The 19020-nt window shown below is 73.4% G+C and carries 19 protein-coding genes; 8 read left to right on the top strand and 11 right to left on the bottom strand.

The window, feature by feature from the left end; genetic code table 11:
• Positions 1 to 13 precede the first annotated feature (13 nt).
• Complete coding sequence (locus ACWGN5_RS31535) at positions 14 to 1066, top strand: NAD(P)-dependent alcohol dehydrogenase (protein WP_453521540.1); 1053 nt, start codon at positions 14 to 16, stop codon at positions 1064 to 1066.
• An 80-nt stretch (positions 1067 to 1146) separates the two neighbouring features.
• Positions 1147 to 1494 carry a DUF1330 domain-containing protein gene (locus tag ACWGN5_RS31530; protein WP_453521538.1) on the top strand — a complete coding sequence of 116 codons (348 nt, stop codon included), beginning with the start codon at positions 1147 to 1149 and terminating at the stop codon, positions 1492 to 1494.
• Here the strand turns inward: ACWGN5_RS31530 and ACWGN5_RS31525 are convergent.
• Positions 1487 to 1996, bottom strand: coding sequence for a hypothetical protein (locus ACWGN5_RS31525; protein WP_453521535.1), 510 nt, complete (start codon positions 1994 to 1996; stop codon positions 1487 to 1489). The two genes, ACWGN5_RS31530 and ACWGN5_RS31525, sit on opposite strands and share 8 nt — an antisense overlap.
• 95 nt (positions 1997 to 2091) lie before the next feature.
• Here ACWGN5_RS31525 and ACWGN5_RS31520 point away from each other — a divergent pair, with 95 nt between their 5' ends.
• Complete coding sequence (locus ACWGN5_RS31520; RefSeq protein ID WP_453521533.1) at positions 2092 to 3426, top strand: BTAD domain-containing putative transcriptional regulator; 1335 nt, start codon at positions 2092 to 2094, stop codon at positions 3424 to 3426.
• 13 nt (positions 3427 to 3439) lie between these two features.
• Here ACWGN5_RS31520 and msrA read toward each other — a convergent pair whose 3' ends face one another.
• From msrA to tnpA, 5 genes are all read right to left on the bottom strand, one after another.
• The gene (gene msrA, locus ACWGN5_RS31515; protein ID WP_453521530.1) at positions 3440 to 4099 is read right to left on the bottom strand and encodes a peptide-methionine (S)-S-oxide reductase MsrA; all 660 of its coding nucleotides are present in this window, start codon (positions 4097 to 4099) and stop codon (positions 3440 to 3442) included.
• A 32-nt stretch (positions 4100 to 4131) separates the two neighbouring features.
• Positions 4132 to 5259, bottom strand: coding sequence for a hypothetical protein (locus ACWGN5_RS31510; RefSeq protein ID WP_453521527.1), 1128 nt, complete (start codon positions 5257 to 5259; stop codon positions 4132 to 4134).
• Between the two features lie 44 nt (positions 5260 to 5303).
• A complete protein-coding gene (locus ACWGN5_RS31505) occupies positions 5304 to 6944 on the bottom strand; it encodes a M48 family metallopeptidase (protein ID WP_453521524.1) in 1641 nt (546 codons plus the stop codon).
• Between the two features lie 161 nt (positions 6945 to 7105).
• Entirely contained in the window at positions 7106 to 8215 is a 1110-nt protein-coding gene (locus ACWGN5_RS31500) for a hypothetical protein (protein WP_453521521.1), read from the bottom strand.
• 103 nt (positions 8216 to 8318) lie between these two features.
• Entirely contained in the window at positions 8319 to 8738 is a 420-nt protein-coding gene (gene tnpA, locus ACWGN5_RS31495) for an IS200/IS605 family transposase (RefSeq protein ID WP_453521518.1), read from the bottom strand.
• A gap of 52 nt (positions 8739 to 8790) precedes the next feature.
• Here tnpA and ACWGN5_RS31490 point away from each other — a divergent pair, with 52 nt between their 5' ends.
• The gene (locus ACWGN5_RS31490; RefSeq protein WP_453521515.1) at positions 8791 to 10005 is read left to right on the top strand and encodes an RNA-guided endonuclease InsQ/TnpB family protein; all 1215 of its coding nucleotides are present in this window, start codon (positions 8791 to 8793) and stop codon (positions 10003 to 10005) included.
• A gap of 112 nt (positions 10006 to 10117) precedes the next feature.
• Positions 10118 to 11272 carry a cystathionine gamma-synthase gene (locus ACWGN5_RS31485; protein WP_453521512.1) on the top strand — a complete coding sequence of 385 codons (1155 nt, stop codon included), beginning with the start codon at positions 10118 to 10120 and terminating at the stop codon, positions 11270 to 11272.
• A 40-nt stretch (positions 11273 to 11312) separates the two neighbouring features.
• Here the strand turns inward: ACWGN5_RS31485 and ACWGN5_RS31480 are convergent, their stop codons facing one another.
• The 3 genes from ACWGN5_RS31480 to ACWGN5_RS31470 all read right to left on the bottom strand — a co-directional run bounded on the left by ACWGN5_RS31480 (position 11313) and on the right by ACWGN5_RS31470 (position 12673).
• The gene (locus tag ACWGN5_RS31480; RefSeq protein WP_453521509.1) at positions 11313 to 11564 is read right to left on the bottom strand and encodes a hypothetical protein; all 252 of its coding nucleotides are present in this window, start codon (positions 11562 to 11564) and stop codon (positions 11313 to 11315) included.
• A gap of 85 nt (positions 11565 to 11649) precedes the next feature.
• A complete protein-coding gene (locus ACWGN5_RS31475; RefSeq protein ID WP_453521507.1) occupies positions 11650 to 12120 on the bottom strand; it encodes a sigma factor-like helix-turn-helix DNA-binding protein in 471 nt (156 codons plus the stop codon).
• Positions 12121 to 12151: 31 nt separating this feature from the next.
• The gene (locus ACWGN5_RS31470; protein ID WP_453521505.1) at positions 12152 to 12673 is read right to left on the bottom strand and encodes a MarR family winged helix-turn-helix transcriptional regulator; all 522 of its coding nucleotides are present in this window, start codon (positions 12671 to 12673) and stop codon (positions 12152 to 12154) included.
• 149 nt (positions 12674 to 12822) lie between these two features.
• Between ACWGN5_RS31470 and ilvA the strand changes: the two genes are divergently transcribed.
• Positions 12823 to 14052, top strand: a complete 1230-nt coding sequence (gene ilvA / locus ACWGN5_RS31465; protein WP_453521503.1) for a threonine ammonia-lyase — start codon at positions 12823 to 12825, stop codon at positions 14050 to 14052.
• Positions 14053 to 14071: 19 nt separating this feature from the next.
• Here the strand turns inward: ilvA and ACWGN5_RS31460 are convergent, their stop codons facing one another.
• Positions 14072 to 14632, bottom strand: a complete 561-nt coding sequence (locus ACWGN5_RS31460) for a helix-turn-helix domain-containing protein (RefSeq protein WP_453521501.1) — start codon at positions 14630 to 14632, stop codon at positions 14072 to 14074.
• A gap of 231 nt (positions 14633 to 14863) precedes the next feature.
• On the opposite strand from ACWGN5_RS31460, the gene ACWGN5_RS31455 reads away from it, so the two are divergent.
• Positions 14864 to 15889 (top strand): ATP-binding cassette domain-containing protein, encoded by a 1026-nt coding sequence (locus ACWGN5_RS31455; RefSeq protein ID WP_453521499.1) that lies wholly within the window; start codon positions 14864 to 14866, stop codon positions 15887 to 15889.
• Positions 15886 to 16740 (top strand): ABC transporter permease, encoded by an 855-nt coding sequence (locus ACWGN5_RS31450; protein WP_453521498.1) that lies wholly within the window; start codon positions 15886 to 15888, stop codon positions 16738 to 16740. Before ACWGN5_RS31455 ends, ACWGN5_RS31450 begins: the two co-directional genes overlap by 4 nt.
• Positions 16741 to 16742: 2 nt before the next feature.
• Here the strand turns inward: ACWGN5_RS31450 and ACWGN5_RS31445 are convergent, their stop codons facing one another.
• On the bottom strand, positions 16743 to 19019 hold the full coding sequence (locus ACWGN5_RS31445) for a protein kinase domain-containing protein (RefSeq protein WP_453521495.1): 2277 nt from the start codon (positions 19017 to 19019) through the stop codon (positions 16743 to 16745).
• Position 19020 lies beyond the last annotated feature (1 nt).

Below are 19020 nucleotides of genomic sequence, written 5' to 3'. Positions count from 1 at the left end.
GCAGGCTGGACGCATGACCACGAACGTGACCACCGTCCCCGCGTACGCCGCACCCGCCGCCAACGCCCCGCTGGAGCGCACCACCGTGCCGCGCCGGCCCGTCGGCGAGCACGACGTCCTCATCGAGATCAAGTACGCCGGAATCTGCCACTCCGACATCCACCAGGCCACCAACGGCTGGGGCGAGGGCATCTTCCCGATGGTCCCCGGCCACGAGATCGCCGGCATCGTCGCCGAGGTCGGCCCCGGCGTCACGAAGTTCCAGGTGGGCGACCGCGTCGGCGTCGGCTGCTTCGTCGACTCCTGCCGAGAGTGCGAGTACTGCCTGCGCGGCCTGGAGCAGTACTGCGTGAACGGCATGACCGGCACGTACAACGCCCTCGACAAGAACGGCGAGCCGACCTACGGCGGCTACTCCACCCATATCGTCGTCGACGAGAACTACACCCTGCGTATCCCCGAGGGCATCGGCCTCGACGAGGCCGCCCCGCTGCTCTGCGCCGGCATCACCCTCTACTCGCCGCTCGCCCACTGGCAGGCGGGCCCCGGCAAGAAGGTCGCGATCGTCGGCCTCGGCGGCCTCGGCCACATGGGCGTCAAGATCGCCCACGCGCTCGGCGCCGAGGTGACCGTCCTCAGCCAGTCGCTGCGCAAGCAGGAGGACGGCCTCAAGCTGGGCGCCGACCACTTCCACGCGACCTCCGACCCGGAGACCTTCACGAAGCTCGCCGGCACCTTCGACCTGGTCATCTCCACGGTCTCGGCGTCGCTCGACTTCGACGCCTACCTGAGCCTGGTCAAGACGGACGGCGCCCTGGTGAACGTCGGAGCCCCCGAGGAGCCCGTCAAGGTCGGCCTCTTCTCCCTCATCGGCGGCCGCAAGACCCTCGCGGGCTCGATGATCGGCGGCATCGCCGAGACCCAGGAGATGCTCGACTTCTGCGCCGAGCACGGCCTGGGCGCCGAGATCGAACTGATCCGCGCGGACCAGATCAACGAGGCCTACGAGCGGGTCGTGAAGAGCGACGTCCGCTACCGCTTCGTGATCGACACGGCGACCATCTGACGCCCCAGGGCGTCCGGCGGGCCGGGGCATGACGTGCGGGGTAATCGACCCGGTACGGCATGCCCCGGCACGCTTGCGCCATGACCGCATACGCCATCGGAAACCTGCACCCGAAGCCCGTCCTCGACGAGGAGGTCTTCACGTACATGGAGCGCATCCAGGACACCCTGGACCCCTTCGGCGGCCGCTTCCTCGTCCACGGCGCCCCCGCCCGCGAGGTCCGCGAGGGCACCTGGCCCGGCGCCCTCGTGATCATCGGCTTCCCGACGTACGAGGACGCCCGCGGCTGGTACGACTCCGAGCCCTACCAGGCCCTCGTCCCGCTCCGCACCCGCCACATGGCCGGCGACGTCCTCCTGATCGAGGGCGTCCCGGAGGGGTACGAGGCGGCGGCCACCGCGGCCCGGCTGCGCGCGGCCGTCAACTGACCTTGGCGCAGAGCGAATCCGTCGAGCCGTGGATCAGGTTCAGCGTCTTGTAGCCGGTGGGGGAGACCTCCAGGGTGTAGGCCCCGTCCACCGTGTACAGGCCGCGCGGCACGTTCCCGCCGCCCTCGCCGAAGCCCGCCAGGATCGGGCCGACGACGTACCAGGACTGGGAGCGGTCCGGCCGGACCTCGACCACCGCCCGACCGCTCGCGTCCGCGTCGTACGACGCACCGGTCGCGGAGTTGACGACCCGGACCACGAGCTCGCCCTTGTACTCGAAGAGCTTCGTACCGTCCTCGTACGTGGCGAGGGTACGGCGCACGACCTCGTCGACCACGGGCGAACCCTGAACGGCGAAGTCGCAGCGGGCACCGGCCGGATAGGACCAGGAGGGAGAGGGGGCGGGCTCCCAGCCGCCGCCGGAATCGGAGGCGGAGGCGGGAGCGGTGAGGGTGGCGAGCACGCCAACGGCGGCCAGGGGCACGGCAATCCGTCGCTTCAAAGGGAACTCCCAGGTGAGGAGGAACGCGAACGGAGCCGACTCTCCCCCCACCCCCTGACCACATCCTGACCACCCGCGCCCTAGGGTGACCGGCCATGGACTTCACCCTCCTCGGCCCCTTCGAGGCCCGTCACGAAGGGCGCCCCGTGCGGCTCGGCAGCCGCCGTCAGGAGCGGTGCCTGCTCGGGATGCTCCTCCTGGAGGCGGGCCGCCCCGTCCCCACCGACCGGCTCGCGGACCTCCTGTGGAACGGCGCCCCGCCCGAGGGCGCCCGCGCCGCCCTCCACACCTACGTCGGCCGGCTGCGGGCCGCGCTCAGGCCGTACGGGGTGGCCGTCGACACCCGCCACGACGGCTACGCCGTCGACGTCACCGAACACACCGTGGACGTACGGGAGTTCCTCGACCTCGCCGGCCGGGCCGCCCTCGCCGCGGACCCGGGCGAACAGGTCCGCTGCCACGACGGGGCCCTCGCGCTCTGGCGCGGCCCGCTCCTCGCCGACACCCTCGACGCGACCCAGCGGGACCGGCTCGGCGGCCGGCTCGCCGAACTCCGCCTGACCGCACTGGAACAGCGCGCCGAGGCCCAGCTCACCATGGGCCTGCACGAACGGGTCCTCGCCGACCTCACCCCGCTCGCCGGCGCACACCCCGGCAGGGAACGCCTGGTGGCCGCCCACATGACCGCCCTCTACCGGGCCGGCCGGCAGACCGAGGCCCTGGAACTCCACCGCGCCACCCGCGACCACCTGGTCACCGAACTCGGCATCGAACCGGGCCCGGCCCTCACCACGCTCCACGAACGCATCCTGAACGCCGACCCCCGCCTCGACCGCCCGCCGGCCCCGCTCTACGCGGTCCGGGTCCGCGAGGAGTGGCTGCCTTGGTCCACCGGCGGCCACCCGGCCCTGGAGTTCTGCAACACCTACGCGGGCTGGCACCGCGCCCCCGCCGTCCCGGGCTCCGATTGGCTCCGCACCTACCGCACCCTGGCCGTCTGGGCCGGCCACCAGGCCCTCACCGACGACCTCACGGTCGAACGCCTCCTGACCGAGGCGGCCGCCCGCCCGACCGAGGCCGCCGACGCCCTCGCGGAGGCGAAGACCTTCCGCACGGCCCTCTACGCCTGTCTCACCGACCCCGCCGACCTCCGCGCCTTCCGCACCGTCGCCGGATGCGCCGAGGCCGCCGCCCGGGCGGCGGTCCTCGACCTGGACGAGGACGGACTCGCCCACTGGCGCCTCCCGCCCGCCGCGGGCCTGCGCCTTCCCCTCCTGGCCACCGCCCGCGCGGCCGCCGACCTCCTCGCCGACCCCCGCCGCCTCACCCTCCGCGCCTGCCCGAGCGACGACTGCGGCTGGCTCTTCCTGGACACGACGGGCCGCCGCCGCTGGTGCTCGACGGCGACCTGCGGCGGCGGCCGGTCCTGACCGCGCGGCCCTGTCAGGCCTTGGCGACCCCGATCGGGCAGGAGACGCCCGTGCCGCCGATGCCGCAGTAACCGGCCGGGTTCTTGTCCAGGTACTGCTGGTGGTAGCCCTCCGCCGGGAAGAACGGGCGGGTCTCGTCGGCCGGGAGGACCGTGGTGGTGATCTCGCCGTAGCCCGAGGCCGTCAGGACCTTCTGGTAGGCCTCGCGGGAGGCCTCGGCCGTGGCGGCCTGCTCGGGCGAGTGGGTGTAGATCGCCGAGCGGTACTGCGTGCCCACGTCATTGCCCTGGCGGAAGCCCTGGGTCGGGTCGTGGGACTCCCAGAAGAGCTTCAGGAGCGACTCGTACGAGACCTTCGTCGGGTCGAAGACGACGCGGACGACCTCGGTGTGCCCGGTCAGGCCCGAGCAGACCTCCTCGTACGCCGGATTCCGCGTGAAGCCGCCCTGGTAGCCGACGAGGGTCGTCCAGACGCCCTCGGTCTGCCAGAACTTGCGCTCGGCGCCCCAGAAACAGCCCAGCGCGAAGTCGGCGACCTCAAGGCCCTCCGGGTACGGGCCGAGGAGCGGGTTGCCAAGGACGGTGTGGCGCTCCGGGACGGAGAACTCCGGCTCGGCCCGGCCGGGCAGAGCCTGCTCGGGGGTGGGGAGGACGGGGGTGCGGGACAGGAACATGCTGCATCTCTCCTCGACGTTCGGCAGTCCTCTCAACGCCGCGGGGACGGGCCCGATTCCCCGTCCGGTACGTGCCCCGCGCAGTCGTCGCGGGCCCGGCAGAACTCCTCCGCCGGATCCGTCTTGTACCGCCAGGGCAGCGCGCCGACAAAGCCGTCCACCAGCCGGAACTGCTCCATCGCCTCCCTGTGCCGGTCCTGGAGCCACAGGTAGTACGCCAGCAGGTGCCGGGCCTCCGGGAGGCGCGGGTGGGCCGGGTCGGCGGCGGTCACGTCCGCGAGGAGCGCGTCCACCGCCGCGTACATCTCCGGGGTGCGGTCGGCGTCCGTCGTGTCCGAGGTGTCGTGCTCGAAGTGGGCGATCAGCGGGAGCGCCGTGAGCAGGCTGCCGGGCGGGGCGCCGGCCGCCGCCCGTACCGCGAAGGCCCGCGCGAGCTCCGCCGAGCCGCACCACTTGCCGCACCAGTACTGCAGCGCCGCGAAGTGCGCCTCGTAGTGGTGCGGGGCCCGGTCCGCGACCTCGGCCCAGAGCCGCCGCAGCTCCTCGTGGGGCAGGCCGAGGCCGAGTGCCGTCCAGATCTCGCCCACGTACGGCGTGGGGTCCTCGGCGGGTGCCAGGGCCACCGCGCGCGTGTGCTCCGCCCGGGAGCGGGCCAGGACCCGGCGGAACCCCTCCTCCTGTTCGGCGGTGGTGTCCTCGTCCCGCCGCCCGCCCCGTACGTTCCACGCCAGGAACACCGTCCCCCGCGCCCGCACCAGGGCCGCGCCCGGGTCGGCCGGCCGCGCCTCCTCCCAGGCCCGCAGCCACTCGTCCTCCTCGGCGGCCAGGTCCGCGAGCCGCTCGCAGAGCGCCGCGCGGCCCTCCCAGTCGCGGGCCTCCGCGGTCGCGTCGAGGAGCCCGGCGGCCGGCGTCCAGTCCCCGGCCCGGGCGGCGGCCAGGGCCACGGTGAGGTCCGGCGGCCGCGGGCCCGCGAGGTCGGTGTGCTGCCGCTCGGCGGGCAGCAGCCCGAGCGCGGCGACGCGGGACGCGGTCTCCTCGGCGACGGGGTCCGCGCCCACGTCCCTGGCCAGGCCGCGCACGATCGCGACCAGGAAGACGAGGGCGACGGCGGCCACGCAGAGGGCGAGCGGGGTCAGGACGATCCAGAGCAGTACGGTCACCGGGTGACTTTCTCGGTACGGGGGAGCGCGGGGTTGTCGGGCGGTCAGGCGGCGGGCAGCAGGGTGCGCAGCCGCTCGGTGTCCGGGCGGTCCGCGATGGCCGCGTCCAGGGCGGCGGGGAGCTCCTCGGCGTAGCCGTCGGGCAGCACCAGGGACGTGGGGGCCGACCAGGAGAACTGCCAGCGGGCCCGGCCGTCCACGGCGAGCACGGTCGTCAGGAGGCGGGCGAGTTCGCGCCGCAGCGAGGAGCGGGCGAACTCGCGCGCCGCCCGGCCGGTCGCGGCGGCGGCCTCCTCGGTCTTGGGGAGCCGGTCGACGAGGCCCCAGACCGTCCCGTCGTCGACGGCGTCGAGGAACGCCTCGACCTCCCGCCGCAGCCGCTCGGCCCGGTCGGTTCCGTCGAGCGCCTCGGCCCGGCCGGTCCCGGCCGCCCGCGCGCCGATCGCCTCCCGCAGCTCCTCCGTGTCCCGTACGTACCTCGCCGTCATCGACGCGTGGACCAGGTCCGGCCAGTCGAGGCGGCGCATCTCCAGGGCCTCCGGGGCCAGGGTGGCGTCCTCGACCTCGGGCAGGACGTCCTCGGGCGAGGCGAACAGGGCGAAGGCCGGGTGGTCCCCCTCCGCGGCCCGGCCGTCGTCGGGCAGGGACTCGATCGTGGCCACGCGCTCGGCGGTCGGCGGGTGCGAGTCGTACGGCGTGGCGGGTTCCGTGGGCAGTTCGAGGCACATCCCCGCCAGTTCCTCCGCGCGGGCTTCGAGCAGGTGGCGCACCCCGCCGAAGACCTCCCCGCGCGGCGGCAGCATCCCGAACTCGACGCCGAGGGTGGCGTACGAGTTCAGGTACAGCTCGTGGGCCGCGTCGAGCGCCGGGAGAGCGCGGAGCGCCGAGGCGGTGGCGTCGCGGCCGGCGATGCGGGCGGCGGCCAGGTCGGCGGCGAGCTCCTGGCGGCGGGAGTCGCTCAGGGTGGCGCGCATGGAGAAGCGGCCGTACGTCGTGTAGATCCGGGCCATCACCCGGTACGTGAGGCCGACGCCGGTCGTGTCGACCTTCCTGGCCGTCTTGCCCTTGGCGACCCGTCGGGCGGACTTGCGTTCCTGCCGGGCGCGTTCCCTGGCGACCTTGAGGCCGGCCTTCTCCTCGAAGCGTTCGACGGTACGGGCGACGTGGAGGCGGCTGCGTTCGGTGATGCCGGAGAGCCGGGTGTCGGAGTGGGCGTAGTGGCCGAGCTCATGGGCGAGTACGGCGCGCAGCCGGGCCTCGGAGAGCCCGGCCACGAGGGGGAGGCCGAGGTAGAGCCGGCGGGTGCCGCCGAGGAGGCCGAGGAGGCGGGCGTCCTCGGTGACGGCGGCGTTCATGTCGGCGGTGAGCCGGATCTCGTCGGGCGCCCGGGTCCCGACGAGCGCGGCGAGTTCCCGTACGGCCGCCCAGAGCCGGGGCTCCTCGGCCTCGGTGACGGGGACGCCGCCGACGCCCTCGTCGCGGGGGGTGCGGAGCATGAGCATGCCGCGGACGACGGGGACGGCGAGCAGGAAGCTGACGGCGTACATCTTGAGCGCCCAGACGGCCGGAGCCCACCGCCAGGCCACCCAGTCCAGCGCGCCGAGGAGGGCGAGCAGGAGGAGGCCGAGCAGATGGAAGCCGGCCAGCAGGACGAGGGCGCGCAGCGCGCGCAGAGTGGCGCCCATCGGGCAGATTCCCCCCACGGGAAAGGCGTGACGATCATCGTACGAGCAGGTGGGGGGCGCCCGGATTATGGCCCACGCGGGCGGACACCGTCCACCCGGATTCCCTGGGTTTACGCAGGTGGAGGCCGGTCCGGGGGCTCAGTGGGGCCGGCCCGAGGAGCTCAGCGGGGCAGGGTCGCCGGGCTGCCGCCGTTCGCCTCGTACCCCGCGACCGCCAGGTTCCGGAAGACCGTGTACTCGGCTGCCGGGTCGCCGCTCAGCGTCCACGGGACCGCGCCCACGTGCCCGTCGACCCGGACCAGCTGGTGCATGGCCTCCGCCCAGCGCTCGGAACGGACGAGGAACCAGACGAGGAGGTGGCGGACGTGGGCCAGCATCGGGTCGTCGGGGCGGGCCGAATGCACCGCGTACAGCGCGCCGTCCATGGCCTTGGACACCACCGCCGTACGCCAGAAGTCCTGCACGATCACCAGGTCCGGCACGTGCTCGAACACCGCGAACAGCGGCAGCGCGGCGAGCAGCGAACCCCGCGGGGCGCGCGCCGCGGCCGTCGTCGCGAAGTGGTCGGCCTCCTCGCGCGAGCCGTGCCACTTCTCGCACCAGTAGTGCAGGGCCGCCAGATGCGCCCCCATGTGCTCCGGGGCCCGGTCGATGACCTTCGCCCACACCTGGTCGAACTGCTCGTGGCCGTAACCGAGTCCACGGGCCACGGCCAGCCGCGTGATGTACGGGACGGGGTCGCCGGGGGCGAGGAGCGCCGCCTCCTCGGTGACCTTCAGGGCCTCCTCCAGGATGATCCGGAAGTCGTCCGTCCCGGCCGAAGAGGACCGCCAGGCCTGCTGCACCAGGAACTCGCCGTGCACCGCCGCGCCGCCCGCGTCCTTCGGCGCCTCCGCCCGCCAGGTCCGCAGCCACGCCCCGCCGGCGCCGGGCCGCTCCTGGAGCTCCAGGGAGGCCGCGCCCGCGAAGGCCTGGACGCGCTGCCAGCGCACCTCCCCGTCGGTGCCGGTGGCGGCGAGCAGCCGCGAGGCCGGCCGCCAGTCCTGGGTGGCCTGGACGACGTCGAGGACGTGCAGGAGCTCGTCGTCGGCGCCGGGCAGGCGCACGTCCTGGTCCTCCTGCCGCACGAAGCCGTACGCCTCGGGGTCCGCCGCGTCCGGGGCACCCGGCGCGACCTGCCGGATCCCGCCGCCGCCCCGGCGGCGCAGCATGAAGGGACCGAGGACGCCGAAGAGCAGGCCGAGCGCGATCAGGAACCAGAGAATCTCCATGTCTTGATTTTCGCAGGGATTCCGGGCCTTCGGGTCGGGCCGGAATGTGATCCTCAGCCCGGAGTTCGGAGCGTCGGATGTGTGGCTGCCGTCGGGGTGATGGTCAGACGGGTCGCTTCTGGCTGTCGATGTAGTCCTCGACGAGGCTGAGTGGCGGGCCCGCGCAAGACCCGACGAAGTAGGACGGTGCCCAGAACGCCGAGCCCGCGTCGACCTTGTCCGTGTACTCCGCGCGCAGATACCGGGAGCTGACTCCCTTGAGACTGTTGACCAGCTTGGACAGGGTGACCTTCGGGGGGTAGTGCACGAGCAGGCGGACGTGATCGCCCTCGCCGCTGAACTCTCTCAGCTCCACACCAAAGCTCCTGCACACGTCCCGCATGATCGCCTCGCAGCGAGTGAGCATCGCGGGGGCGAAGATCTCCCCCCGATGTTTGGTGACAAATACCAAGTGAGCATGAAGGCGATGCGTCACGTGGTTTCCCCGCCTGATATCGGGTTCTGCTTCCCATCGTGGTGACATACACCAATGGTCGTGTGATCCACGACACTTGATCGAAACGGGGGTGGGTCCAGTGATGCGTGCGTACAAGTTCGTCATGCGACCCACCGTGGGCCAGGCGGCCGCGCTTGCCGAGATGTTGCGGGATCACTGCTCGCTGTACAACGGGGCCCTGCAGGAACGCCGCGACGCCTACCGGCATGTGTCGAAGACGAGCGTCAGGTACGGGACACAGTCGGCGCAGCTCAAGGAGATCCGAACATTCGACCCGGAACGGCAGGGGCGGTGGTCGTTCAGTTCGCAGCAGGCGACGCTGCGCCGTCTCGACAAGGCGTTCTCGGCCTTCTTCCGGCGGGTCAAGTCCGGGGAAGCACCCGGATACCCCCGCTTTCGAGGGGTGAGCTGGTTCGACACCGTGGAGTTCCCGAAGGACGGGGACGGATGCCGTTGGAACGCCACGCCGCACGACCCAGTGACTCGCGTGCGCTTCCAGGGCGTCGGGTGTGTCAAGGTCAACCAGCACCGTGCCGTGCTCGGCAAGGTCAAAACGGTCTCGGTCAAGCGTGAGGGCCGTAAGTGGTTCGTCGTGCTCACGGTCGAGCAGGAGCGGCCCGAGCCGCTACCCGCGACGGGCAGCATGATCGGTATCGACCTGGGCCTCGCCAGCTTCCTCGCTGACTCGGATGGCGGATTCGTGGAGAATCCGCGTCATGGTCGTGCAGCAGCCGCGAAGCTCGCGGCGGCGCAAGAAGCCCTTTCGAGGTTTCCTCACCGCAAGGCCAAGGCGCGCACGAGGAATCATCAGCGCGCCGTCGAGCGGGTTGCGAATCTACACGGCAAGGTTCGCCGCCGACGCCTTGACCACGCGCACAAAACCGCCCTTGACCTGGTTCGCGCGCACGACTTCATCGCGCACGAAGACCTCAAGATCCGCAACATGGTCAGGGCCCCCGCGCCGAAGCCCGCCCCCGAGCGGCCGGGCGCTTTTCTGCCCAACGGAGCGAACGCCAAGGCAGGGCTCAACAAATCGATCAACGATGCCGGTTGGGGGGTGTTTCTCACGATCCTCACCAGCAAGGCTGAGAGCGCCGGTAGGGAAGTGATCGCCGTGAACCCCCGCAACACCTCCAGGCGGTGCCCGGAATGCGGGCACACGGCCAAGGAGAACCGGCCTACACAAGAGACGTTCCACTGCGTCGGCTGCGGCCACAGCTCGCACGCCGACACGGTGGGAGCCGTCAACGTTCTACGGGCCGGGCTGGTCCGTCGCGAAGCCCGAACGCCATAGCGAGAAGCCCCCGCCTCCAGGAGGGGGAGGAGTCACTGTCCAGGACACCCGGTGAGACGGGACGTGAGACGAACGAAGCGGCGAGGGGCGTACGGGACTACGCTCCTGACCCATGAGCGACCAGCACTCCCATCAGAGCTTCGAGACCCGCGCGATCCACGCGGGCAACACGGCCGACCCGCTGACCGGCGCGGTCGTCCCGCCCATCTACCAGGTGTCCACCTACAAGCAGGACGGCGTGGGTGGGCTGCGCGGCGGTTACGAGTACAGCCGCAGCGCCAACCCGACCCGTACCGCCCTGGAGGAGAACCTCGCGGCCCTGGAGGGCGGCCGTCGCGGTCTCGCCTTCGCGTCGGGCCTCGCCGCCGAGGACTGCCTGCTGCGCACGCTCCTGGTGCCCGGCGACCACGTGGTCATCCCGAACGACGCCTACGGCGGCACGTTCCGGCTCTTCGCCAAGGTCGTGCAGCGCTGGGGCGTCGACTTCTCCGTGGCGAACACCTCGGACATCGACTCCGTGCGCGCCGCGGTGAACGAGCGCACCAAGCTGATCTGGGTCGAGACCCCCTCGAACCCGCTCCTCGGCATCACCGACATCGAGGCCGTCGCCGGCGTCGCCCGCCAGGCCGGCGTGAAGCTCGTCGTCGACAACACCTTCGCCTCGCCGTACCTCCAGCAGCCGCTGGCGCTCGGCGCGGACGTCGTCGTGCACTCGCTCACCAAGTACATGGGCGGCCACTCCGACGTCGTCGGCGGCGCCCTGGTGACCGCGGACGAGGCGCTCGGCGAGGAACTCGCCTACCACCAGAACGCGATGGGCGCGGTCGCCGGTCCCTTCGACTCGTGGATCGTGCTGCGCGGCATCAAGACCCTCGCCGTGCGCATGGACCGGCACAGCGAGAACGCCGAGAAGATCGCCGAGATGCTCACCCAGCACCCGAAGGTCACCCAGGTCCTCTACCCGGGTCTGCCGGAGCACCCGGGGCACGAGATCGCGGCCAAGCAGATGCGTTCCTTCGGCGGCATGATCTCCTTCCGCGTGCAGGGCGGCGAGGACGCGGCCGTCGAGGTCTGCAACCGGGCGCAGCTCTTCACCCTCGGTGAGTCGCTGGGCGGCGTCGAGTCCCTCATCGAGCACCCGGGCCGCATGACCCACGCCTCCGTCGCGGGCTCCGCCCTTGAAGTCCCGGCCGACCTGGTCCGGATCTCGGTGGGCATCGAGAACGTCGAGGACCTGCTCGCCGACCTGCGCCAGGCGCTGGGTTAGCAGTTTCCGCCGGTGACGGCGGCCGGGGCTCCGGCCGCCGTCACCAGCCTTCGAGCGGCGGTGTCGTCTCCGCCGGCGGGACCTCCCACGGGTGGACCGCCGAGGCCCACACCACGAAGGCGAGCACGGCGAGCGCGCCGAGGGCCCACAGCACGCGCCGTACCCGCCGGGCGTGGTCGCGCCGCCGGGCCCCGCGCTCGGCCGCCCGCAGCGCCAGGTCGCGGGGGACCGGCGGGTGCGGGGTGTCGAGCAGCCGCCGGACCGCCGCCTCCTTGTCCTCGTACCGACTCACGCGGCGGCCTCCCGTCGCACCCGGGCCTCCTCGGCGGGGCTCACGCGGCGGCCCCTCCACCGCACCCCGGCCTTCTCGGCGGGGCTCACGCGGCGGCCCCCGTGGCGCCCCGGGCCGCGGCCCTCAGCGTGGCGACCGAGCGGGCGCAGACGGCGCGGACGCGGGCCTCGGGCAGGCCGAGGAGCGCCGCGACCTGCTCCTCCGCGACCCCCTCGTACAGCCGCAGGACGACGACGAGCCGCTCCTGCGGGGAGAGCACGGCGAGCACCCCGCCCCGGCCGCCGTGGTGCCGCCAGGCGGTGCGGGCGAAGCGGGCGGCGAGCTCGCGCCGCGCGAGGTCGTAGGGGTCCTCGTCGCGCAGCCGGCCCCACACCGCGTACGTGTGGGCCAGGGCGGCGGTCAGCAGGTCCTGGGCGTACGGGTTGCGGGCCCGGGTCTCGGCGGTCAGCAGGGTCGCGGCGTGCAGCAGCCGGCCCGCGGCCCCGGCCACGAACGCCTCGAACTCCCTGGTGCGGCGGGCGTGTTCGGCGCTCCGTCCGCGCTGCTGCTCTCGCACCTCCTCATCTGAGGACAGTGCGGGGGCGGGGTCAAGAGGTCTGCGCGGAGTCCGTTCCGGCCGGCGCGTGGCCCGTGTGCGCCGACTGCCGTGCGGACAGGGCGGTGTTGAAGCGGGTGAGCAGGGTGCAGAAGGACTCCCGCTCGGCCGGAGTCCAGCCCTCCGTGACCTCGACCATCAGCTGGCGGCGCGAGGAACGGACCTCCTCCAGGCGGGCGAGGCCGCGCGGCGACAGCTGGAGGACGACGGCGCGGCCGTCCTCCGGGTGCGAGGTCCGCTTCACCAGGCCGGTGTCGACGAGCGGGGCGACCTGACGGGTCACCGTGGACGAGTCGATCCCCATGCCCGCCGCGAGCGCCTTCACCCCCATCGGGCCTTCCTGGTCGAGGCGGTTGAGGAGGAGGTAGGCCGCGCGGTCCATGGAGTTGCGGAGCTGGCCGGTGCCGCCGAGGCGGGTCTGCTCGGCGCGGCGGGCGAAGACGGCCACCTGGTGCTGGAGGGCATCGAGGAGACCGGGGTCGAGCGCAGCGGTCATGTCCTGAGATGTGGGCATGGCTGTGGGTCTCTCTCGTGCGGGGGTGGTCGGTCGGTGGGGGACAGAGTACGCGGCCCCGCCGGGGTCCGTACCGGGGCTGCGCAAACCCGTCCGGCGGGCTGCCCGCCGGGCGGCCACGGGGGCCGTGAGCTGCGAGACTTGCTGTCATGAGCTTCCGTATGCCACACCCCTTGCACCAGCTGATGCTCGACGACGTGCGGGGGGCGCAGAAGATGCTGGCCGGGGTCGCCAGGGTGACGGCGATGGAGGGCAGCCGTCATCTGTCCTCGCTGGTGGGAGCCCCGGTCCACCTCAAGTGCGAGAACCTCCAGCGGACCGGTTCGTTCAAACTCCGCGGGGCGTACGTACGGATCGCCGGGCTGCGGCCCGAGGAGCGGGCGGCCGGGGTGGTCGCGGCCTCCGCCGGCAACCACGCGCAGGGGGTCGCGCTCGCCTCGAAACTCCTCGGCGTGCACGCCACCGTCTTCATGCCGGTCGGCGCCCCGCTGCCGAAGGTCGCGGCGACCCGCGACTACGGCGCGGACGTCCGGATGCACGGCCACGTCGTCGACGAGACGCTCGCGGCGGCGGAGGAGTACGCCCACGAGACCGGCGCGGTCTTCATCCACCCCTTCGACCACCCCGACATCATCGCCGGACAGGGCACGGTCGGCCTGGAGATCCTGGAGCAGTGCCCCGAGGTGCGGACGGTCCTCGTCGGCATCGGCGGCGGCGGGCTCGCGGCCGGCATCGGGCTCGCGGTGAAGTCGCTGCGCCCGGACGTGAAGGTGATCGGCGTCCAGGCGGAGGGCGCGGCCGCCTACCCGCCCTCACTGGCCGCCGGGCACCCCGTGGTCATCGACTCGCCGGTGACGATGGCCGACGGGATCAAGGTCGGACGCCCGGGCGACGTGCCGTTCGCCCTGATCCAGGAGTACGTCGACGAAGTCCGTACCGTCTCGGAGGACGCGCTCTCCTCGGCGCTGCTGCTCTGCCTGGAGCGGGCGAAGCTCGTGGTCGAACCGGCCGGCGCGAGCCCGGTGGCCGCGCTCCTCGCCGACCCCACGTCCTTCCGGGGCCCGGTGGTGGCGGTCCTGTCCGGCGGGAACGTCGACCCGCTGCTGCTCCAGCGGATCCTGCGGCACGGCATGGCCGCCGGGGGCCGCTATCTGAGCCTGCGGCTGCGCGTCACGGACCGGCCGGGGGCGCTCGCGACGCTGCTCGCGGTCCTGACGGTGGTCGACGCGAACGTCCTGGACGTCAGCCACGTACGGACCGATCCGCGCCTCGGCCTGACGGAGGCGGAGGTCGAGCTGCACCTGGAGACGAAGGGCCCGGAGCACTGCCGGGAGGTGGAGGAGGCGCTGCGGGACGCCGGGTACACGGTGCTCGGCTGAGCCGCCTCCTCCCTCCGTCTCACCTTCCCCCGCGGCCCCGCGCCGCCCGGCCGAGGACGCCCACCAGGCCGCCGCCGACCAGGGCCCCCGCCGCGACCAGGCCCAGCGAGCGGCCGAGGCCCGGGCGGCGGGACTCCCGCCGGAGGGCCGGGACCGCCGGGGCGAGGGCCGGCTCCCCGCCCCGTACGCGCGCGGCCGTCTCGTGCGCGAGGGCGTGCTCCAGGAGGAGCAGCAGCGGGCGCGGGTCCGTCCCGGCGGCCGTGGCGAACTCCTCGACGGCGACCCGGGTCGGCGACTGCTTCCGGTTCAGGAACCGTTCCCAGGAGGAGCGGCTGTAGTGGGTGCGCTGCGCGAGCCGGCCGTAGCTGAGGTCGGTGGCGTTCTTGATGCGGCGCATCTCGGCGGCCAGCTCGTCCCAGGGCGTCGTCGTGTCACCGCCGGCGCATCCCGCGCACCCCCGCCGGCCCGTCGCTCCGGCCCCGCCGGCCACCCCCGCCCCGCCGGTCCTGCCCGCCCCGCCGGTCCGGCCCGTCCCGCCGGTCCTGCCCATCCTGCCCGTTCCGTGTGCGCCGACCGCCATCTCAAGCTCCCCGTCGTCGTCGTACTCCGTGCGTGGACCCCAGCCTCACCCCCGCGGCCAACGGCCCGCCAACAGCACGCCAACAGGTGTCCCGGAGCCCGCCCGGGACACCCGGACGGGCCGGCCCGCCCACCCCGCGGAAGCCCGTCGCGTTCCGATCCACTGGGCGGGAGCCCGTCCGAAATCCTAGGATCGGGAGGAAAAGCCCGAAATCTCCCTGGGAGAATCCACATGCCAGGCGCGATCTACGCCGAGGGTCTGGTGAAGACCTTCGGCGACGTACGAGCTCTGGACGGAGTCGACCTCGACGTGCCGGAGGGCACGGTCCTGGGCCTGCTCGGCCCGAACGGCGCGGGGAAGACGACCGCGGTGCGGGTCCTGACGACCCTGATCAAGCCCGACAGCGGGCGGGCCCTCGTCGCCGGGATCGACGTCCTCAGACGTCCCAACGAGGTCCGCCGCTCGATCGGCCTCTCCGGCCAGTTCGCGGCGGTGGACGAGTACCTCACCGGCCGCGAGAACCTGCAGATGGTCGGCCGGCTGTACCAGATGAAGGCGCAGGCCGCGAAGGTGCGGGCCGGCGAGCTGCTCGACCGCTTCCACCTCGCCGACGCCGCCGACCGGCCCGCCAAGACGTACTCCGGCGGCATGCGCCGCCGCCTCGACCTCGCGGCCGCCCTCGTCGTCTCCCCGCCGGTCATGTTCATGGACGAGCCGACCACCGGACTCGACCCGCGCAACCGCCAGGAGCTGTGGGACGTCATCAAGGAACTCGTCGCCGGCGGTACGACCCTGCTGCTCACCACCCAGTACCTGGAGGAGGCCGACCACCTCGCCCACGACATCTGCGTCGTCGACCACGGCAGGGTCATCGCCCGCGGCACCTCCGACCAGCTCAAGGCCCAGACGGGCGGCGAGCGCGTCGAGGTCGTCGTGCACGGCCCGGAGATGATCGCCGACGCCCGGGACGTCCTCGCCCGCTACGGCCTCGCGGGGATCGGCCACGGCGAGGTCTCCGTCGAGGAGCACACCCGCAAGCTCACCGTCCCCGTCACCGGCGGCGCCAAGCTGCTCGCCGAGGTCATCCGCGACCTGGACGCCGTGGACGTCGAGATCGACGACATCGGCCTGCGCCGCCCGACCCTCGACGACGTCTTCCTCTCCCTCACCGGCCACGTGGCCGACCGGGGCGAGGAGGAGGGGCAGGACGCGTCGAAGGCCGGGAGCGGGAAAGGCCGGAAGGAGGCCGTGAAGTGACCACCGCCCTGGGGTCGGAGGACCGGCTGACCACCCCGCGTCCGCGCGGGGGGATCGTCCAGTCCGTCAACGACTCGCTCGTCATCGCGCGTCGCAACCTGATCAGGATGTCCCGCATCCCCGAGATGATCGTCTTCGGGCTGATCCAGCCGATCATGTTCGTGGTGCTGTTCAGCTACGTCTTCGGCGGCTCGATGCAGATCGGGAACTCCACCTCGCCGGCCGTCTACCGCGAGTTCCTGATGGCCGGCATCTTCGCCCAGACCGTCACCTTCGCCACCGCCGGAGCGGGCGCGGGCATCGCCGACGACATGCACAAGGGCCTGATCGACCGCTTCCGCTCGCTGCCGATGGCCCGCGGCGCGGTCCTCACCGGCCGCACCCTCGCCGACCTCGTCCAGACGACGCTCACCCTCGTCGTCCTGGCGATCGTCGCCCTCCTCGTCGGCTGGCGCATCCACGAGGGCGTCCCCAAGGCGCTCGGCGCCTTCGCCCTCCTGCTCCTCCTCGGGTACGCCTTCTCCTGGATCGGCGCCCTGATCGGCCTCTCGGTCCGCACCCCGGAGGCGGCGACCTCGGGCGGGCTGATCTGGCTCTTCCCGGTCACGTTCATCTCGATCGCGTTCGTGGACTCCAGCAACCTGGCCTCCTGGCTGCAGCCGATCGCCGAGTGGAACCCGTTCAGCGCGACCGTCCAGGCCTGCCGGGTCCTCTTCGGCAACCCCGGTGTCTCCACCTCCGACGCCTGGCCGATGCAGCACCCGGTGTGGGCCTCGCTGCTCTGGTCGATCCTGATCATCGTGGTCTTCCGGACGCTGTCGGTCCGCAAGTACCGCTCGGCGACGGCCTGACCTCACGGCAGGTGCGCGGACACCACCAGGCCGTCGGGGAACGAGACGAAGGCCGCCCCTCCGGCGGCCAGCGACTCCCCGGCGGCCTGCACCGTGAAGCCCTCGGGGAGCCTCGCCTCGAACCGCTGGTAGTCGTCGCGTGACGAGGGGCCGGCCGCCGCGACGGACACGGCCTCGTTCCGGCCGAAGGCGACCACCCGGTTCCCCGCGAAGTACACCTCCCGCAGCAGGCCCTCGGTCACCACGGGCAGCAGGGACCAGCGCCGCTCGCCGCTCTCCAGGTCGTAGACGCTGATGGCCGCGCCGCTCGCCACCGCCACCAGACCGTCCGCGCTCACCGCGGGACCCGCGGTCACGCCGACACCGAAGGACCGCTTCCGCCGCAGCGTCGCCCCGTCCAGGACCGTCACGGACCCCGACGAGCCCGTGCACAGCACGCTGCCGCTCTTCCCGTGCACCACGAACCGCTGACAGCCCTCCGCCCCGCGCGCCACCTCCCTGCCGGTACGGGAGTCCAGCGCCACCGGCACGAGACCCAGCGGCACCAGAACCCGGCCCGCCGCCGCGACCGGCTCCTCCGGCAGGGCGTCGAGCGGCGTCCGCCACAGCTCCTCGCCGTCGGCGAGCCGCACGGCGGTCACCAGGCCCGTCCGCTCGTCGCGCATGTTCACGAACGTCGAGTAGAGGACGCCGTCCCGCAGGTCCGTGCCCTTCACGGCCCAGTCGGCACCGGGCCCCGGGAACCGACCCCGCTCCCGGCCGTCCTCGACCCCGTACGCCACGACCCCGCCCGGACCCGTCACATACGCCGTGCCGCCGACGACCGCCGGATACTGGGGCCCGCTGCTCAGCCCCTCGCCGCCCCGCCCCGGCACCTTCCACAGCTCCTTGCCGTCCGCCGCGCCCAGGCCGGTGACCGCACCGCCCGACCCGGGACAGACGAGGACCTTCGGCGAGAGCGCGCAGCTGCCGACGCCCTGATCGACCCGGGCGTTCCACGGCGACCAGCCCGCCGGACGGTAGGCGCGGTCCGTGGCGGCCGCGCCGAAGTCACGGTCGCGGCCCTCGCCCCCGTACGGCAGGACCACCTGGCTCAGCGAGGCGACCGGCGGCGTGGTGGCGCCGCTCGACGGCCCCGCGACCCCGCCCGTGGACCCGCTGCCGCCCCCGCCGCCGGTCCGGTTCAGGAGCACCACGCCCACCGTCGCCACCAGGGCCACCGCCACCGCGCCCGCGACCACCGCGCCCCACGGACGGCGCCGCTCGACGGGCGCCGAGGGCGGCACCGGCCGCGCGGTCATCGCGGTGGGGGAGTACGGCACGACCGGGCCGAGCGTCGGCAGCTCGGCCACGCCCGCGCCGGAGGCCGCCGCCTCCCCGGCGCTCCGGGCCGCCTCCCCGTACTCGGCGAGCAGCGAGAGCACCGGGCCGGGCCACGGGAACACCTCCGGCACCCCGCCGCCCAGCAGCTCCGCGAGCTCCGCCGCCGACGGCCGCTCGGCCGGGTCGAGCCGCAGACACCGCTCCACGACCGGCCGCAGCTCCCCCGGGACCCCGTCGAGCTCGGCCTCGGCCCGGCTGATCCGGTAGATCACGGCCGCCATCTCGTCGTCGTGGAACGGCCCGCGGCCGCTCGCCGCGAACGCGAGGACCGCGCCCAGACAGAACACGTCCGAGGCGGGGACCACCGCCCGGCTCCCCACCAGGTGCTCCGGAGACATGAACCCGGGGGAGCCCACCACCAGACCCGTCGAGGTCAGCGCCGTCGCCTCGAAGGCCTGCGCGATCCCGAAGTCGATCAGCTTCGGCCCGGCCGCGGCGAGCAGCACGTTCGCCGGCTTGAGATCCCGGTGCAGCACCTTCACCGCGTGCACGCCCGCGAGCGCCCGCGCCAGGGCGGCCCCGAGGGCCCGGACGGCCGCGACCGGCAGCGCCCCGGACCGTACGACGGCCTCCGCGAGCGAGGGCCCGGGCACGTACTCGGTCGCCAGCCACGGCGAGGGCGCGTCGGCGTCCGCGTCCACGAGCCGCGCGACCCCCGGCCCGTCCACGGTCCGCGCCGCCAAGATCTCGCGCCGGAAGCGGGTCCTGAAGTCCCCGTCGACCTCCAGGTCGTCCCGTACGGTCTTCACCGCGACCATCCGGTACGGATCGGCCGTCGGCGCGTCCGCGCGGCAGGCGAGGTGCACCTCGCCCATGCCGCCGGCGCCGAGGCGGGCGAGCAGCCGGTAGGGGCCGAGGAGGCGCGGGGCCTGTCCCGGCGGCAGGGCTTCCAGCAAG

This window comes from Streptomyces sp. NPDC055815 (assembly GCF_053616475.1).
The sequence above is the reverse complement of the archived record's forward strand: the minus strand, read 5'-3'. Positions and strand labels throughout refer to the sequence as shown.

What these genes read in the sequence shown, in the direction of transcription:
- ACWGN5_RS31535 (WP_453521540.1), top strand. Translation starts at nt 14, where the DNA reads ATGACCACGAACGTGACCACCGTCCCCGCGTACGCCGCACCCGCCGCC.
- ACWGN5_RS31530 (WP_453521538.1), top strand. Translation starts at nt 1,147, where the DNA reads ATGACCGCATACGCCATCGGAAACCTGCACCCGAAGCCCGTCCTCGAC.
- ACWGN5_RS31520 (WP_453521533.1), top strand. Translation starts at nt 2,092, where the DNA reads ATGGACTTCACCCTCCTCGGCCCCTTCGAGGCCCGTCACGAAGGGCGC.
- msrA (WP_453521530.1), bottom strand. Translation starts at nt 4,099, where the DNA reads ATGTTCCTGTCCCGCACCCCCGTCCTCCCCACCCCCGAGCAGGCTCTG.
- ACWGN5_RS31505 (WP_453521524.1), bottom strand. Translation starts at nt 6,944, where the DNA reads ATGGGCGCCACTCTGCGCGCGCTGCGCGCCCTCGTCCTGCTGGCCGGC.
- ACWGN5_RS31500 (WP_453521521.1), bottom strand. Translation starts at nt 8,215, where the DNA reads ATGGAGATTCTCTGGTTCCTGATCGCGCTCGGCCTGCTCTTCGGCGTC.
- tnpA (WP_453521518.1), bottom strand. Translation starts at nt 8,738, where the DNA reads ATGTCACCACGATGGGAAGCAGAACCCGATATCAGGCGGGGAAACCAC.
- ACWGN5_RS31485 (WP_453521512.1), top strand. Translation starts at nt 10,118, where the DNA reads ATGAGCGACCAGCACTCCCATCAGAGCTTCGAGACCCGCGCGATCCAC.
- ACWGN5_RS31470 (WP_453521505.1), bottom strand. Translation starts at nt 12,673, where the DNA reads ATGCCCACATCTCAGGACATGACCGCTGCGCTCGACCCCGGTCTCCTC.
- ilvA (WP_453521503.1), top strand. Translation starts at nt 12,823, where the DNA reads ATGAGCTTCCGTATGCCACACCCCTTGCACCAGCTGATGCTCGACGAC.
- ACWGN5_RS31460 (WP_453521501.1), bottom strand. Translation starts at nt 14,632, where the DNA reads ATGGCGGTCGGCGCACACGGAACGGGCAGGATGGGCAGGACCGGCGGG.
- ACWGN5_RS31455 (WP_453521499.1), top strand. Translation starts at nt 14,864, where the DNA reads ATGCCAGGCGCGATCTACGCCGAGGGTCTGGTGAAGACCTTCGGCGAC.